The sequence below is a fragment of the Sorangium sp. So ce321 genome (assembly GCF_051530195.1).
In the GTDB taxonomy this organism is placed as follows: Bacteria; Myxococcota_A; Polyangia; order Polyangiales; family Polyangiaceae; genus Sorangium.
The window spans coordinates 13,070,673-13,087,204 of the sequence record NZ_CP150329.1 but is presented as its reverse complement, the minus strand read 5'-3'; the positions used below and the strand labels follow the sequence as shown (position 1 = coordinate 13,087,204).

Sequence of the window (16,532 nt, the reverse complement as noted above, 5' to 3'; positions counted from 1 at the left end):
GTAAATAGGTGGTTGAATCGGCGAGATCTCCGTGCCGCGAAGCACCCCACGAGGAGGCGAGATCATGTCCGCACCGTTCAGGCCAGAGATGTATGCCGTCGATTTCGGGACCTCCAACTCGCTGCTCTCGGCGGCGAGCGCGGAGGCGACCTGCCCGCCCATCCCGCTCGACAGCGCGGCGGCCGATCCGACCGTCCTCCGGAGCCTGCTCTTCTTCGGACAGGAGCGGTTCTCCTGCGGAGCGGCGGCGATAAGCGACTTCGTCGCGAACGGCATGCAAGGCCGCTTCATCCGCTCGATCAAGAAATACCTGCCCGACCGGAGCTTCTCCGGCACGCAGATCGGGGGCCGGCTCGTGACCATCGAGGACCTGATCGGACGGTTCCTGAAGGAGATGCGCGATCAGGCGAACCGCTATTTCCAGGCGGACGTCGCGCGCGTCGTGCTCGGCAGGCCGGCGAAGTTCTCGACCGAACCGGCCGACGACCGGCTCGCCGAGGAGCGGCTCGAGCGGGCGGCCCGCATCGCCGGCTTCCGCGACGTCTTCTTCTGCCCGGAGCCGGTCGCCGCCGCGCACGACTTCCACCTGGAGCTCGATCGCGGGGCGGTCGTCCTCGTCGCCGATTTCGGCGGCGGCACGTCCGACTACACGATCGTGCAGATGCGGCGGGAGGGGTTCGCGCCATCCGACGTGCTGTCGCTCGGCGGCGTGTCCATCGCGGGGGACGCGCTCGACGGCAGCCTCATGCGCCACAAGATCGCCCGCCACTTCGGCGCAGAGGTCACCTACAGGGTCCCGCTCGGCTCGAACCAGCTGACCATGCCCAGGCCCATCGCCGAGAAGCTCTGCTCTCCGGCCGACATGACGGTGCTCCAGCACCGCGATGTCCTCGCCTTCCTCCGCGACGTGAAGGCGTGGTCCCTCGGGCCCGAGGACCGGCAGCGCATGGATAACCTGCTCTGCCTCGTGGAAGACTCGCTGGCTTTCCGGGTCTTCGAGGAGATCGAGCGCAGCAAATGCGCGCTGTCCGGCGAGGCGGTCACCGAGTTCCGCTTCGACTACCCGTCAATGCACATCCGCGAGCCCATCGCGCGGGAGGATTTCGAGGTCGCGAGCGAGCGGCAGATCGACGCCATCCTCCGCGCGCTCGACCAGACGGTGCAGGACGCCGGCATGTCGTTCGACGACATCGACGTCGTGTGCTGCACGGGCGGGACGGCCAGGGTGCTCGCCCTCCGGCGCGGGATCGAGCGCCGCTTCGGCCAGGGCAAGGTGAGGCAGCTCCGGAGCTTCCACTCGGTCGTGCAGGGGCTGGCCGAGCGCGCGCGCGGCATCGCCGCCGCGTCCGCCTGAGCGCGCGCCGCCCGCCCTCAGCGAGACCGCGGCGCCCGGCAGCGAGACCGCGGCGCCCGGCAGCGAGACCGCGGCGCCCGGCGCCCCGTCGACGCCGAGCCAGCGGGGATCGCCCTCGATGATCCACGGGTAGGCCTCGTGGAGCGCGCGCTCCATCAGGCCGCCGTAGCTGTGGCCGGCCCCCTCGGCGTGGAGGACGCGCGCGGTCAGGCCGCCGCGCGCGAGCATCGCCTGCGTCTTGCGCGCCTGCGCCGCGCAGTCCGCGCGGCCACACGCGAGCAGCACCCGCGACCCCCCGCCGCCGCGGAAGCGCTGGGCGGTGCCGAGCGTCCACTCGCCGAAGCTGCCATAGCCGCCCTCGATCAGCGCCGCCCGCGCGAAGCGAGCGGGATGCCCGGGCAAGAGCAGCGCGCCCATGATCGCGCCCTGCGAGAACCCCGCGTAGATCGGGTCGCGGAGATCCACCCGGTCCCCGAAGCGCTTCGACAGCGCCGACACGGCGGCGGCGACCTCGCGGCTCAGCGCGTAATGGTCCGGGTAATAGAAGATGCGCCCGCCGTCCGGGGTCCGGGTGTCGATGGGCTTGCCGCGCGGGCAGAGCAAGAAGCCTGCTCCCCTCACCATCGCGCGCCATACATCGCAGTGCCACTCGGGCCGATCGCCCGCGCCGTGGGCGACGACGAGCACGGGCCGAGGCCCCCCGCCACGCGGGGGCACGACCACCGCGGGCCCGAAGCCGGGGACCTCGAGATCCACGAACGCTGCGTCCTCCTCGGGCAGCGGAGGCGCCGGCGCCGGCTCGGGCCGCTCCTCCGGCACATCGAGGGACGCGTCGCTGCGGCCGACAGGGGCGGCGAGCTGGGCTGGAGCGCACCCCCCGGCGCCGATCGCGAGCGCGAGCCCGATCTCGAAGAGGAGCACCCCTCGCGGGCCGCAGGTCGGCAGCGCTCGTCGACTTGTCGCGCTCATCGCGCTCGGAACCTGAACACCACGAGCACGAGAATCAAGAAGCAGAGCAGATGCCCTATCCCGAAATACAGGGAGAACCTTCGAGAGGAGCCGCTGGCGGCTGCGCGGCACAGGCCGGCCCCATGCGAGCCCAGCTGTCCTCGCGCGTGCGGCCGATCGTGGACTGATCATTCTGGAACGATCAGTCCAGAACGAGCCGCAGGCGCGAGGGGCACGTGAGGCCGGCAGGGTCCCCGCGCGATGAGCCGGGGGCTTCGGGCTCGGCAGCCGGCAAGACCTCCGTGCACGCAGGGACGAGCCTGATCGACGAGGTACTGGGGGGATGAGGTCCTAGGCGGACACGAGCACGATGCGGCTCACCTCGGGGGGCGCGCCGATGCGGGCGGGCGGACCGGCGGTGCCGAAGCCGCGGTTGATGTAGAGGTGCGCGCCGCCGCGCTGGTAGAGCCCGGCGACGTAGCCGTGCGGGAGCACCACGTCGGCGGGCCGGACGACCAGGTTGACCTGGCCGCCGTGGGTGTGGCCGCTGAGCTGCAGCGCGACCTCGCCGGCCGCCTCCGGGAAGAAAACGGGGTTATGGCAGAGCAGGACGCGCGGCAGGTCGCGGGGCACGTCCGCGAGCGCTCGGCCGAGGTCGGGGCCGCCGCCAGGCACCTGCCGCCGCACCCACACGTCGTCGACGCCGAGCAGCGCGAAGGCGCCGCCGGCCCCTCCGACGACGCGCCCGCGGTTGCGCAGCACGTGAGCGCCGCCGCGCGCGAGCGCGTCGAGCGTCGCGTCGATGCCGGCGAAGTGGTCGTGGTTGCCCGGGATCGCCGCGACCCCCTCGCGGGCGAGCGGGGCGAGCCTGCGGGTGAGCCGCCCGAGGTGATCGGTGTACCTCGGGTCGAAATCGACGAGATCGCCCGTCATCACGATCAGATCACCGCGCGCCTTGCGGACGAGATCCTCGGCGGCGCGCATCTCGGGCTCGCCCACGAACAGCCCGAGGTGGATGTCCGATAACTGCACGATCGAGAACCCGTCGAGGCTGCGCGGCAGGCCCGGTATCGGAATCGCGATCTCCTCGATGATGTAGTCGTGTCGCCCGATCAACGCGCCGTAAACCGCGCTGCCGCCGCCGATGAGGAAGGCGGAGCCAGCGGCCCCGTTCGCGAGGAAGGCGCGGCGGGGGAGCGCCGGCGGCGCGCTGGGCTCGCCCGCGGCGCCGCCCGCGGCTCGCGCCCCGCCCTCCGCGGGCGGGCTGGCCATGCTGGCGGCGCGGGCTGGCGCGTCGGCATCGCGCGCTGGCGCGCCGGCGTCGCGCGCTGGCGCGCCGGCGTCGCGCGCTGGCGCGCCGGCGTCGCGGGCGGCCGCGGTGGTGCGCGCGAGCGCGGCGCCCCCGAGCCGCGCGATCAGCCGCCCCAGATCGACGACGGCGAGCAGGACCGCGGAAAGAAGGATGGCGAGCGAGATCGTGCTGCCGCCGAGCCCCATCGCGCGGAGCACGCCGTCCGGAAGCGCGCCGCGCCCGAGCCGCCCCAGCGTCATGGTGAGGATCCCGGCGGCGAGCAGGAAGGAGAGCGCGCGCCGGCCTCGCAGGCCCAGGCCGAGCAGCCGCGAGGCGCGCCGGTGCACGTACACGCCCAGAGGGCCGACGACGAGGAGGACGATCAGCGAGATGATGAGAAAGCGCATGGCGGACTCTGCGGATGGCGAGGGGAGCGAAGCCTAACCGATCCGCGACGCCCGGCCAGAAGGCGCTCCGCGACGGGCCGGCGACGAGCGAGGCTGTTCACCGATCCTCGCCGGCGCTCATCGCCTGTCACATCATGAGAGCTGGCCGGTGGCGCGGCCGCGCCGCGGATGGGCGCCGCGCCCTGTCGAGCACGTCGTGACGCACGCCATGGCGCCGCGCGTCGACCGGCGCCTCCCGCATCACCCCACGCCCGCTCGCGGCTGCATTTCCCGCGCGACGCTGCGCGCAAAGCGGTGTTCTCACCGTCGCCGGTGGAGCTGGAAATACACCCGAAACCATTCTGCCGGTCTTCCATGTCACCGAGGCCTGGAGGCGCTGTCCAGCCGTGATGATCACGCGCTGCGTTGGAACGCAGCAACACACAGGGAGGAGCCGTTCGCTGAACGCCCGCGCGTTCTCCACACGCGGAACGCTCATGCTTCCGCGTGGTTAGGCGCGCCCGTGACGCGCTCGTGACGCGCGCGAGTCGTGGACGGACGTTCTATTCGCCGTGAAAAATAACCGCAGAGCAGACCATGATGACGCAAAGGCGGGGAGGCATAGCGTCGTTTGTTCTTGCCCCACCGAAACTGTTGGTCTAGATTCGGCCCCCTAATTGCGCGTGCTGAATTCGCCTGGTTCCTTTAAGAAGTAGATGAAAGGCTTAGTATGCTGAGAAGGAATTCGCATCAAGTGGGGATGGGTAAGTGGCTTGCGGTCCTCCTCGCAACCGCGTCTTTCGCGGCTTGCTCGGGCGACAACGGCGACAACGGCGGCGAGGGCGGCGCGGCGGCCGGCACCGGCGCGGGCACCCCGACGAGCAGCGGCGTGGGCGCGGGCACCCCGACGAGCAGCGGCGTGGGCGCGGGCACCCCGACGAGCAGCGGCGTGGGCGCGGGCACCCCGACGAGCAGCGGCGTGGGCGCGGGCACCCCGACGGGCGCCACGACCACGGCCGCGACGGGCGGGAACTGCGCCGGGGTCGACATCTCGACGGCGGATGGCAATCCCTTCGTCGGCGCGCAGCTGTTCGTGGACCCGGGCTACGTCGCCAAGGTCCAGTCGTCGATCGACAAGACGACGGACACGGCCCTGGTCGAGAAGATGAAGAAGGTCCAGCAGATCTCGACCGCGTTCTGGCTCGACCGGATCGAGGCGGTCGGCCAGCTCTCGGCCCACCTCGACAAGGCCCTCGAGCTCCAGAACGCGACCTGCAGCCCGGTCACGTCGGTCATCGTCGTGTACGACCTCCCGAACCGCGATTGCTTCGCCGAGGCGTCGAACGGCGAGCTCAGGGTCGAGGAGGGCGGTGTCCAGCGGTACAGGGAAGAGTTCATCGCGCCGATCAAGGCGATCCTCGCCGCTCACCCGAACCAGCGCATCGTCGCGATCATCGAGCCCGATTCGCTCCCCAACCTCGCGACGAACCTGGGCAAGAAGGACTGCACCCCGGAGACGGAGAAGGCGTACCGGGAGGAGGTCGCGCACGCGATCAGCGAGCTCAACATGCCGCACGTGTACCAGTACATCGATGCGGCGCACTCGGGCTGGCTCGGCTGGCCGGACAACCAGACGAAGGGCGCCCAGATCTTCAGCGACGTCATCAAGGCTGCCGGCAACCCGGCCGGCGTCCGCGGCTTCGCGACCAACGTCGCGAACTACACGCAGCTCAGCTACAGCACCGAGAGCTACGATCAGCAGTCGAACCCCTGCTACGGTGAGTTCGACTATGTCGACGCGATGGCCTCGGCGCTCGCGGGCGTCGGCCTCGGCGACAAGCACTTCATCATCGACACGAGCCGCAACGGCCGCGGCAACATCCGGGCGGACTGGGGCTACTGGTGCAACAACATCGGCGCCGGCATGGGCGAGCGGCCCAAGGCGAACCCGGGCGGCGCGACGCGCCTCGATGCCTTCTACTGGGTCAAGCCGCCGGGTGACTCCGATGGTGTCGGCCAGGAGGGCCAGCCGCGCTACGACCTGTTCTGCGGCTACGAGAACGCGGACACGCGCGCGCCGCAAGCGGGCCAGTGGTTCCACGAGTACTTCGTGGAGTGCGTGAAGAACGCGAATCCGCCGCTCTGATCGGCGACGCGTCCTGTCCCAGGCTGTGACGAGCGCGCTCGGCTGAGCGCGCGGCCGGCGGCCGGGGCAGGCGAGGAGCGTAAAAAAAGGGGTCTACCCGCCCGCGGGCCGCGCGGCCGGCTGGAGGGTAGACCCCTTGGGAAAACGCTCCTCGCCTGTCCCGGCCGCCGTGCTTTTTCCGGCACACGACACCACCGCGACAGCCCCGGGCGGGCGCCGCATCGCCGATCCGTGGCATGGTGACGCGCGGTGCACGACTCCATCACGCTCGACCAGCTGCGCACGTTCATCGCGGTCGCCGACGAGGGCAGCTTCTCGGCCGCGGCCAGGAAGCTCCACCGCGTCCAGTCGGCCGTGAGCCACGCGATGGCCAACCTCGAGGACCAGCTCGGGGTCGTCCTCTGGGACCGGTCGACGCGGATCCCGACGCTCACGGAGCACGGCCGCGTCCTGCTCGGCGCCGCGCGCCGCGTGTGCGCCGACGCGGACGCGCTCGGCAGCGCGGCGCAGCGGCTCGCCGGCGGCCTCGACCCGCTCGTCTCGCTGTGCGTCGACGCTGTCTTTCCGCTCTCCGCGCTGGTCGAGCTCTGCGTCGAGTTCGCGCGCGTCTACCCCACCGTGGAGCTCGTCGTCCACACGGAGACGATGGCCGCCGTCGCCGAGCGGGTCCTCGACGGCACATGCCAGCTCGGGGTCGTCGGGCCCGCCGCGGCGACCCAGGGGCTCGAGCGCCGGCACCTCACGTCGGTGCGCATGGTGCCTGTCGCCGGCAAGGCGCACCCGCTCGCCGCCGCGCAGCGCGACGCCGCGCAGGTCGCGACCGAGCAGCTGCGCGAGCACGTGCAGATCGTGCTGAGCGAGCGCGGCGGGGCGCGCTCACCGGAACAGGCCGTCCTGTCCCCCCGCACCTGGCGCGTCGTGGATCTCCAGACCAAACGAGAGCTCCTGTGCGCGGGCCTCGGCTGGGGCAACCTGCCAGAGCACATGATCCGCGACGACCTCGAGGCCGGGCGCCTCGTGCGCATCCGGCCCGACGCGTGGGGGGACGACGAGCACCTGCTGTCGCTCGCCGTCGTCCACCGGCCGGGGCTCGTGATGGGGCCCGCGGGGCAATGGGTGCTGAAGCGCCTCGTCGAGCTCTGCTGCCAGCACGTGGGGGGCCCGGGAGCGCCGCGGTGACAGGGCGCCGGCGCGAGCGCACGTCAACAGCGCCGCGGTGAAGGGCGCCCGGCGAGCGCGCCCCGCCGCTCGAGCCGCGCCGCCCCTCCGGCGAGCCCGGTGCCGCGGCGCGGGGAGAGGCGCCCCGTCAGAGCGAGAGCCGCGAGAAGAGCTCGTTCACGCGGATCGCGGCCGCGACGCTCCCTGTGTCATGCGCGTAGTCCATGGCCGCGAACAGGTGTGTCTGCTCGAGGTCGAGCCGCTCCGGAGAGCGCTCGAGCAGCGCCACGTAGTGCTCGAAGAAGCGGCGTTGATCGAACTGCGTGCGCTTCAGCACCGCGTGGCGCACCGTCGCGTGCAGCGCGAGGCGGCCCGCGAACGGCTCCTGCACGAGCCGGAAGCGCCGCAGCGAGGCGAGCGCGTCGCCGGCGCTCCGCCCCGCGCGCGCGAGCTGCGCGAGCGAGACCTCGTCGATGTGGTCGCCGTTCGAGTGCGCCAGCACCGCGAGCATCCGGCGCGCCGCCGGCGAGAGCCCGCGGAAGGCCCACGCGACCAGCAGGCCGACCTCGGGGAGGTCGTCCTCGTGGTCGATGACCTGCACGCGGTCGACGCCGCCCGCCACGAGCCAGCGGCGGAGCTCGTCGACGCCGGCCGCGCCGCTCTCGACGATCGCGTCGGCGAGCTCCAGGGAGACAGGGTTCCAGCGGAGCAGGCGCGTGAGCGAGGCGACCGCGGGGAAGGGGCTCTCCCCCGAGGTCACGAGCGGCGCGATGACAGGGAAGATGGAGACGCCGGCCACGAGGCAGCGCCGCGCCGTGATGACCCAGGTCACCGCCTCGTCGCGCAGGTCGTCGAGCAGCTCGGCGACGGCGCGGTCGTGCTCGTGGTTGTCGAGCACGACGAGCATCTCCCCGAGCTCCCGCAGGCGGGCCCGCAGCGCCGGCAGCGAGGGCGACGGCCCCACGCCGAAGCGGAGCGACAGCATGCCGAGCAGCGTGCGCGCGTCCCAGGCGCCGACCCGGAACCAGTGGATACCGCCGGGGAGCTCGCGCGCGAGCTTGTGCCCGAGCGCGCAGGCGAGCGTCGACTTGCCGCTGCCGCCCGTGCCGACGAGCGCGATGCGCGCCGGGCGCGACGCGCGCAGGGCGGCCATGAGCGTCGAGAGCTCGCGGCGCCGGCCGTGCAGCGAGGGGGGCGGGGGAGGGAACACTTGCGGCGAGGCGGTCATCCCCGCGCGAGCGTACCAAAAAGCGCGCGGAGCGCCGGCTTCTTCGCGGCGATCACATGGGCGGGTGCGGCGCGCGCAGGAGCTGCGCGATCGCGCTGGAGACGGGCTCCGGCGACATCGAGGTGAGGCGCAGCCGGCGCGGCTCCTCCCCCCGCCGGCCCAGGAACAGCGCCGGCACGCCGCGGATCTGGAGGCGCTCGGCCTCGGCCCGCGCCTCCTCGAGCTGCTGCGCGACCTCGGCGCTGTCGCGCTGCGCCGCCGCCTGCGCGGCGTCGACGCCCGGCAGCTCGGAGGCGACGCGCAGCAGCAGCTCGTCGGTGATCGCCGGGCGCTCGCGCGCCTGGATCCGGAAGAAGCGGTCGACGAAGTCCCAGAGCTGGCCCTGCATCCCGACCGCCGCCGCCATGCGCGCCGCCTGCACGGAGCCCGGCCCGAGGAACGTGAGATTCCGGAACACGAGCCTCACCTGCCCCGTCCGCACGTGGCGCTCGAGGATCGTGGGGAGCACCTCGAGCGCGTAATCCCGGCAATGCGAGCAGCGGAGATCGGAGAACTCGATCAGCGTGAGCGGCGCGCTCGGGTCGCCGAGGGAGACGCCGTCCTGGGGAATGCCGGAATAGAGGCCAGCTGCCCCGCTGACGGCGCCGGTGGCCTCCTGCTCGGGCGCCTCGCCGGCGCCCTGGCAGGCCGGGATCCCGAGCAGGAGCGCGGCGAGCAGGGCGCCCCGCCGCGCCGCGGAGCGAGGGTGTGAATTGCGTGAATGGTCGAGTGCGTATCGTTCGATCAGCTCAGGCTTCATCCCAGGACACACGGCACGATTCGTACCTCGTCGGCGCCGCGCGACGGAGACGGGCTCACGAGCATGTCGGTAAACCATGCTGGGCGAGGATCTCCGGGCGAGGAAGGACTCCTCTCCACGGAAGGCGAGGAGCGGGATCTCCAGCAGGTCCGCCGGGAGGTCGAGGGGTCCTGTTCTCTCCCCGCGCCGCTGGCATCCGCATCGCGGCCGGTCGCGCCGCGCGTCGCTCCCGGCGGGGCGCGACCGGCCCTCCGCCGCGGCCGAGCGCGCCCCGGCGCCGGGGCCCTTGCCTGCACCCCGTCACATCCGCAATGCTCGCGCGGACCTCGCGTGTCCTCGGAATGCCCTCAGCTCAGCGCCGGACTGCGCACCGACCGTGAACGGGTCGGCGGCCTCGCTCCGCCCGACGAGGCGACGGAGGTGGGCGCGCCCGCGGGAGCGTCCGCCGGCGGGCCTGCGCCGTCCCCGGACGGCGTGGCAAGGCAGCTCCGGGAGCAGGCGCGGGACGCGCTCGGCGAGCTCCTCCGCGGCCTCCGGGCGGCCGATCCGCAGGGGGGCGACGTCGCCCTCGGCGGCTCCGCCGCGGGGCGGCGGCACCTGCACGCCGGCCTCGTGACCGCGCTCATGCGGCTCATCTTCCTCCTCTACGCGGAGCCGCGCGGCCTGCTCGCCGGCGCGAGCGTGCTCGACGCGCACGGCGCGCCGCTCGCGCGGCTCTTCGACGACCTCCAGGAAGACGAGCGGCGGTGCCCGGGCGACCTCGAGCGCCGCCACGGCGCGTGGGCGCGCGTCGCGGCGCTCTTCCGCGCGCTCCTCGACCGCGGTCCCCGCGGGGCGCGCGGCGGCCTCTGCGATCCGGACGCGTACCCCTTCCTCGAGGGCAGGCCGTGGCTCAGCGACGGCGTGCTGCGCCGGGTGCTCGCGGCGCTCCTCGTGCACGACGGCGCCGAGGTCCGCTACGGCGATCTCGAGGTCGAGCACATCGGCACGCTCTACGAGGGGCTGATCGCCTTCGAGCTGGAGATCGCCGAGGGCGAGTCGATGGCGCTCTTGCCGTCCCACGCGGTCGTCGACCTGGAGGCGCTCGTCGCCCTGCCCGGCGGCGAGCGGCTCGCGCGGCTCGAGGAGGCGGCGGACCTGAAGCTCGGCGCGCGCCACGCCGCCCTCGTCGCCGCGGCCGGCAGCGTGGCGCAGCTCGCGCAGGCGCTCGCGCGCCGCGCGTCCCCGCGGCAGCCCGGCCCGATCGCGCGGGGCACGCTCTACCTCCAGCCCGGGCAGCTCAGGCGGCGCGCGGGCTCCTACTACACGCCGCGGGACATCACGCGCCACGTCGTCGAGCGCACGCTGGCGCCGCTGCTCCACGCGGGCGGCCGGCCGGCCCTCCACGCGGGCCCCGACGGCATCCTCGCGCTCGCCGTGTGCGACCCCGCGATGGGGTCGGGCGCGTTCCTGGTGGAGGCGTGCCGCCAGCTCGCCGCGCACCTCGCGGCGGCCTGGCAGCGCGCCGGCGAGGCGCCGTGCCTCGCGCCGCCGCACCTCGCGCCGCCGCACCTCGCGCCGCCGCGCCTCGCGCCGCCGCGCCTCGCGCCCGAGGAGCCGCCGCTCCGCCGCGCGATGGCGCTCGTCGCGGAGCGCTGCCTGTACGGCGTCGACCTCGACCCGATCGCGGTCGACCTCGCCCGGCTCTCGCTCTGGCTCGCCGTGGAGGAGCCGAGCCTCCCGCTGAGCTTCCTCGACGGCAAGCTCCGCTGCGGCGACAGCCTCCTCGGCGCCTCGCGCGCGGATCTCAGCGCCTTCCCGGCCGCGGCGCTGTCGCGCGGCGGCGCCGCGGACGCCGCGGTGGAGCGGCGAGCGCGGCGGGCGCTGACGCGGCGGGCCTCGGCGCCGCCGCCGGCCCCGTCCGTGGAGGGCGCGCGGGAGCCCGCCGGCGCGGATCGCGCGGCGCTCGACGCCTGGATGGCCCTGTGGCTCTGCGCGCCGGACAGCGAGCTCGCGGCCGTGGCGCCGACGCCGGAGGCGTTCGCGCGCTACATGACCGCGGCGCTCGAGCCGAGCGACCCGGGCGCCGCGCTCGCGCGCCGCATCGCCGAGGAGCGCCGGTTCCTGCACTGGGAGCTCGCGTTCCCCGGCGTCTTCGAGCGCCCGGAGCCGGGCTTCGACGCGGTGATCGGCAACCCGCCCTGGGTCGCGTACGTCGGCCGCGCGGCGCAGCCGATCTCGCCCGAGGTCTTCAACCTCTACCTCCGGAGGAACCCGGCCTTTCACGGCTACCGCTCGCTGCACGGCCTGTTCGTGCACCGGGCCGCGTCGCTGCTGCGGCCGGGCGGGCGGCTCGGCCTCGTCATCCCGACGTCCGTCTCGGATCTCGACGGCTACCGCCCGACGCGGCGCGCGCACGACGCGCTCTGCGCCGTCGACCCCGACCTCCCGAGCTTCGGCAGCGACGCCTTCGAGGGCGTGTTCCAGCCGTGCATGGGCCTCCTCTCGACCCGCGTCGACCCGGACCCCCCGCGGGCGGCGGCGGGCGCCGCGTGGCCGCTCGCGCGCTCGGACCTCGACGCCGTGTCCAGGCGGCTCCTCGAGCGGCTGAGCGCGCTCGCGCCGCTCCCGGCCGCCCTGTTCGGAGAGCGCGGCTTCCAGACGACGGCCGAGGACGCCGAGCGCATCCGGCGCGCGGACGTCCCCGTGCCGCCCTACACCTGCCCGATCCGGGAGGGCACCGACGTGGGCGAGCTCATCGCGCGCGCCCCGCGTCACCACGTCGATCGCGCCGGCGTGAAGGGCCGCTTCCGGAAGGACGAGGACTGGAGGGCGGTGCGGCTGCTCATCCGCCAGACCGCCCGGTACCCGATCGCCGCGCTGAGCGACGGCCTCCCGTTCCGCAACTCGATCCTGGCTGGCTTCTGCGACGGCACCTGGAGCGAGTTTGCGCTGCTCTGCTACCTCAACTCCTCTCCTGTCCGGTGGTGGCACTACACCCGACATCGGGACGCGCGCGAGGGCATGCCGCAGGTGAAGATCGCGCACCTGCGCGCGATCCCGGCGCCCTCGCCGGCGCGATCCGACCTGATCGCCGCGCTCGACGCGCTCGGGCGGGAGCTCGGCCCGGCGAACGCGGGGCTGCCTGCCGACGCCCGCCGGCACCTGGACGGCGTGGTGGCGAGCATGCTGGAGATGACGGAAGAGGAGCGGAGCTGCGTCGCCCGGTGGGCGGCGGCGACGCCGCTCCCGCGGCAGGACGGCTGAGCGCGGCGCGGCCCGCGGCGTGGCAGCGCGCTGCTCTCTCGGCGGCCGCCGTCGGTACCGTCAGTAACCGCCGTCGAAGCCGGGCGCTTCCTTCGGGTTGTCCTTCAGGCTGAACAGCACGCTGCGGAGATCATCCAGCTCGAACGGCTTCTCGAAGACCGCGGAGGCGCCCAGGCTGCGCGCGGCCGCGTGCAGGTGGGGATCGCCGAACGCCGTGATCAGGATGACCGGCGGCCGGCGCCTCAGCTCGGCGAGCCCCTCCAGGATCTCCATCCCGGAGAAGCAGGGCATCTGGATATCGCTGACGATCGCGTCGATCGGCTTCGGCGGGTCCATTCCGCCGAGCCACGGCGCGACCTTGTCGAGCAGCTCGAGGCCGTTGCGCGCCTCCGAGACCTCGAACCCGTCGCGCCGGAGCGCCAGGGCGAGCGTGGACCGCATGTCATCGTCGTCTTCGGCGAGGACGATATGTTGACCTTTGCCGAACAAGCCGCAAGGCGGGACCAAGGGCTTATCGCCAATCCAGCTTTCCGTCAGGTTCATGGCCGCTTCTCCTTAACTTCAACATCAGGCCCGCCAAACATTGCGTCCTCGAACCGTCTGGCGCGGTCCGCGGCGCTCGAGCCCGCAGGATTTGCAGCGCCCGTGCCACGCTGTCCGACTTTGCGGTGGAGCGGGCTCAACGACGTCGTGGTGCCCGGCGGGGGGCGCGATGTCCCCGGCGTTAGCCCCGCGCCGCCGGGGAACACCTTCCACCGGGTAGGGGCAAATTGTCGCGTGAGGGGCAAATCACGCGCACGCGTGGGGCACTTCCGTCTCCTCCGTCGCAGGGCCGGCCGTCGCGGCGTGTACGCGGTTCGCCGGCGCGCGCAGGGCCGTTCCACCGGGAGCGGGAGCCGTGCGGCGCCGCGCGTCGGGGGGGCGTCGATCCGTCGCGCCGCCGTGCCAGGGGGAGCGCTGGCGCGCGCCGGAGGGGTGCTTGTCGGAGAGGTCGGTGACCTTGGAACAGCCGGAACGGCCGCGAGGGCGAGGGCGGGTGGAGACCGACGGGGAGGCCGCGCCTGATTGACGAGATCGCCTGGCAGGGCGCAGCGGGGAAGCGCGGGAGGGGGAGGGCCAAGCGCCGCGCTCCGGGCAGGTGACCCGGGGCGCGGCGCTTGGCTGGGCGGGGAGAGCTCTCGTCGACGGCTGCCGGGTATCGATCGGTCAGTCGCCGGTACCGGTCACTCGACGGTCACCAGGCGGTCAGTCAGCGGCGCCTCGACGTCCATCGCCGGTTCGTTGCCGGTCATCCATCAGTCAGTCAGTCGCGGTGCGGCGCGCAGAGGCGGCCGTTGTTGTAGTCGTCGAGCTTCGAGGCGAGGGGCTCGCCGCTCGCCCAGGGCGAGTTCTTGCCGCTCTCCTTCACGTTGCTGCCGAGCGGGTACTGCTTGAGCCAGGCGTCGGCCTTGGCGATCGTGTCCTCGATGCAGCTCGACTGGTTACCGATACCGACGTTGAGCTTGGCGACGATGAGGTGCTTCGCGATGATGTACGTGACGTCGCCCTTGGTCGGACGGCTGATGATGTCGAGGAGCTGGGCCTTCGTGTACGTCTTGCCGCCGATGGTCAGCTGCGAGACCTTCCAGGCGCTCTCGTGGTTCTTCCAGTAGCCGGGGGTGCCGGTGCCGGGGGACGCGGCCGGGCAGACGCCGCAGTCGGTCGCGCAGCTCGAGCAGTCCTCGAAGCCCGCCTTGCAGACCGCGTCGCCGCAGACCGGCGGGCACTCACCGCAATCGGCGCTGCACGACGAGCAACTCTCGCCGGCCTCGCAGACGCCGCTGCCGCAGACCGGCGGGCAGATGCCACAGTCGCTCGGGCACTCGAGGCAGCTCTCGCCGGCCTCGCAGCTGTCGTTGCCGCAGACCGCGGGGCAAGCGCCGCAGTCGCCGGCGCAGTTCGCGCAGTCCTCGCCGTTCTCGCAGACGTTGTTGCCGCACACAGCGGGGCAGGCGCCGCAGTCGTCCGAGCAGGTGCCGCAGTCCTCACCGGCCTCGCAGGTGCCGTTGCCGCAGACCGGCGGGCAGGCGCCGCAGTCGTCCGAGCAGGTGCCGCAGCTCTCGCTGGCATCGCAGGTGCCGTCCCCGCAGACCGGCGGGCAGATGTCGCAGTCGGCGCTGCAGCTGCCGCAGTCCTCGCCGGCCTCGCAGGTGCCATTGCCGCAGACCGGCGGGCAGACGCCGCAGTCGACCGCGCAGGTCCCGCAGCTCTCGTCGCCGCCGCACACGCCGTTGCCGCAGGAGAGCTGGTAGCCGAAGTCCACGTCGAGGAGGTCCTGGGCCCAGGCGAGCGAGACGGTGCCCACGTTGTCGAGCGTGCCGTCGGGGTCGGCCGTCGGCTCCTGTCCGGCGAGCGGGCCGCTGGTCATGAAGTTGTCGGAGGTGATGACCACCGAGTAGGTGCCCGCCGGGAGCGTGTCGAAGAGGTAGAAGCCAGGCTGGCCGTTGTAGGGGCTGTTGCCGGTGACCGTGAAGTCGAGGAGGTGGCCGTCCTGGAACAGCTCGACGCGGACGCCGTTGACGCCGAGCTCGCCGGTGTCCGGCTCGTAGAGCCCGTCGGCGTCGCTGTCGAGCCAGACCGTGTCGCCGATCGACGAGTACGTCACGTAACCGAAGTCGGCGTTGGTCACGTTCTGCCCCGCGCTGAGGGACACCGCGAGCGGCTCGTCGTCGGTGGTGAGGAGGTGGCCGAGCGGGAGCGTCGCGTCATCGACGCTGACCACGTAACAGCCCGCCTCGAGCTCGCCGAAGCGGTAGGCGCCGCTCCCGTCGGTCGCGGTCGTCTTGAGGACGCCGCCGTCGGCGGATCCATCGCAGTTCGCGTCACCGAAGAGGTCGACGACGACGCCGGAGATGCCGAGCTCGGAGGCGCCCTCGAGGCCATCGGCGTCCGCGTCGAACCACACCTTGTCGCCGATCGAGCCCTTCGGGGCGGTGTAACAGACCTCGAGCAGAGGGCGGTAGGAGAGGTCTGTGTGGGCGCTGCCCTTGTAAGAGGTCTTCCCGGTGGAGCCCTCCTCGAGGAGGATGCCGTAGCTCGGTGAAGCCCCGCTCACCCAGTCTCGTACGATCCCGGTGAGGTCGACCGTGCTCCACCCTGTGACGTTGGGCACGAACGAGGTGAACGAGGTGGGATCGATGGCGCCGAGGTTGTTCCAGGTGACGATCTCCTCGCTCCAGGGGGCGAGCACCTGGTGGACGTACACGGTCTTGGCGGTGCTCGTGTAGGACAGGGCGTAAAATTTGGCCGACGTGACGAGCGAGCCGGCGGGGATGGGGCTCAGATCGAACCTGAACAGGGCGCGCTTCTCGCCGACGGTGCTGGAGTAGCCGGTGTTCACCTCGTGAGGCGTCGGGACGTGGTAGCTCGGGGCAAGGCTCCAGATCTCGGCGTTGTAGATGTTGCCGAGGGTGCCCCGCTTGATCACGGTGCAGGTGGGGGAGGGCGCGGTGGTGTTGGCGAAGCTGGTGGCAGCGATGAACAGGGTGGCGAGCGCGGCGGAGGAGGCGATTGCGATCTGCTTCATTGGTAGCTCCTTGAGGTCCTCACAGGTGAACCACTGGTGGAGCGTCATCCGAAGGGCAGGCACCATGACACACGGGTCAGGCGAGGTCGGTTTCGCGGGCTCCGGTCGGACTGGGCCCCCGCGGGGCTGATCAGGATCAGATCAGGTACGCGGGTGCTTTGGCTTCGATCGGAGAGCGGATGCGCAAAGAGACAGTGTTTAAAGTATCAACTCGTTACGTGAAGTGTCCAGATGTTTTTTTGATCGAGAGAGAAAATTATTGGTTTGTTGCCGGGCTGGTGTCGCGGGCTGGCGGCGAGCTGGCCAGTGACGCTTTTGGGCACCTCGCGCCGCGCGCGGTGACGCTTTTGGGCACCTCGCGCCGCGCGCGGACTCCATGGATGGGAGCGCAGCGACGACGGTGGACAGCGG

9 protein-coding genes are annotated in these 16,532 nt (G+C 72.6%); 4 read left to right on the top strand and 5 right to left on the bottom strand.

Going from position 1 to position 16,532, the window contains the following annotated elements:
• Positions 1-64 precede the first annotated feature (64 nt).
• Positions 65-1,354: an Hsp70 family protein gene (locus WME89_RS48655; RefSeq protein ID WP_438006329.1), complete on the top strand. Its 1,290-nt coding sequence runs from the start codon at positions 65-67 to the stop codon at positions 1,352-1,354.
• 1,299 nt (positions 1,355-2,653) lie between these two features.
• On the opposite strand, the gene WME89_RS48650 is transcribed toward WME89_RS48655, so the two are convergent.
• Positions 2,654-4,000: a metallophosphoesterase gene (locus WME89_RS48650; RefSeq protein ID WP_438006328.1), complete on the bottom strand. Its 1,347-nt coding sequence runs from the start codon at positions 3,998-4,000 to the stop codon at positions 2,654-2,656.
• A 739-nt stretch (positions 4,001-4,739) separates the two neighbouring features.
• Between WME89_RS48650 and WME89_RS48645 the strand changes: the two genes are divergently transcribed.
• Both WME89_RS48645 and WME89_RS48640 read left to right on the top strand, forming a co-directional pair.
• Complete coding sequence (locus WME89_RS48645) at positions 4,740-6,125, top strand: glycoside hydrolase family 6 protein (protein WP_438006327.1); 1,386 nt, start codon at positions 4,740-4,742, stop codon at positions 6,123-6,125.
• A 249-nt stretch (positions 6,126-6,374) separates the two neighbouring features.
• Entirely contained in the window at positions 6,375-7,304 is a 930-nt protein-coding gene (locus WME89_RS48640) for a LysR family transcriptional regulator (protein WP_438006326.1), read from the top strand.
• 127 nt (positions 7,305-7,431) lie between these two features.
• Here WME89_RS48640 and WME89_RS48635 read toward each other — a convergent pair whose 3' ends face one another.
• Complete coding sequence (locus WME89_RS48635) at positions 7,432-8,511, bottom strand: hypothetical protein (RefSeq protein ID WP_438006325.1); 1,080 nt, start codon at positions 8,509-8,511, stop codon at positions 7,432-7,434.
• Between the two features lie 52 nt (positions 8,512-8,563).
• Positions 8,564-9,310, bottom strand: a complete 747-nt coding sequence (locus WME89_RS48630; protein WP_438006324.1) for a DsbA family protein — start codon at positions 9,308-9,310, stop codon at positions 8,564-8,566.
• Between the two features lie 420 nt (positions 9,311-9,730).
• On the opposite strand from WME89_RS48630, the gene WME89_RS48625 reads away from it, so the two are divergent.
• A complete protein-coding gene (locus tag WME89_RS48625) occupies positions 9,731-12,556 on the top strand; it encodes an Eco57I restriction-modification methylase domain-containing protein (protein ID WP_438006323.1) in 2,826 nt (941 codons plus the stop codon).
• 60 nt (positions 12,557-12,616) lie between these two features.
• Here WME89_RS48625 and WME89_RS48620 read toward each other — a convergent pair whose 3' ends face one another.
• Both WME89_RS48620 and WME89_RS48615 read right to left on the bottom strand, forming a co-directional pair.
• Positions 12,617-13,099: a response regulator gene (locus WME89_RS48620; RefSeq protein ID WP_438006322.1), complete on the bottom strand. Its 483-nt coding sequence runs from the start codon at positions 13,097-13,099 to the stop codon at positions 12,617-12,619.
• Between the two features lie 760 nt (positions 13,100-13,859).
• Positions 13,860-16,121: an SdrD B-like domain-containing protein gene (locus WME89_RS48615; RefSeq protein ID WP_438006321.1), complete on the bottom strand. Its 2,262-nt coding sequence runs from the start codon at positions 16,119-16,121 to the stop codon at positions 13,860-13,862.
• Positions 16,122-16,532 lie beyond the last annotated feature (411 nt).

Excerpts from the sequence above, each read along its gene's own strand:
- WME89_RS48655 (WP_438006329.1), top strand. The coding sequence starts at position 65 with ATGTCCGCACCGTTCAGGCCAGAGATGTATGCCGTCGATTTCGGGACC.
- WME89_RS48650 (WP_438006328.1), bottom strand. The coding sequence starts at position 4,000 with ATGCGCTTTCTCATCATCTCGCTGATCGTCCTCCTCGTCGTCGGCCCT.
- WME89_RS48645 (WP_438006327.1), top strand. The coding sequence starts at position 4,740 with ATGGGTAAGTGGCTTGCGGTCCTCCTCGCAACCGCGTCTTTCGCGGCT.
- WME89_RS48635 (WP_438006325.1), bottom strand. The coding sequence starts at position 8,511 with ATGACCGCCTCGCCGCAAGTGTTCCCTCCCCCGCCCCCCTCGCTGCAC.
- WME89_RS48630 (WP_438006324.1), bottom strand. The coding sequence starts at position 9,310 with ATGAAGCCTGAGCTGATCGAACGATACGCACTCGACCATTCACGCAAT.
- WME89_RS48620 (WP_438006322.1), bottom strand. The coding sequence starts at position 13,099 with ATGAACCTGACGGAAAGCTGGATTGGCGATAAGCCCTTGGTCCCGCCT.
- WME89_RS48615 (WP_438006321.1), bottom strand. The coding sequence starts at position 16,121 with ATGAAGCAGATCGCAATCGCCTCCTCCGCCGCGCTCGCCACCCTGTTC.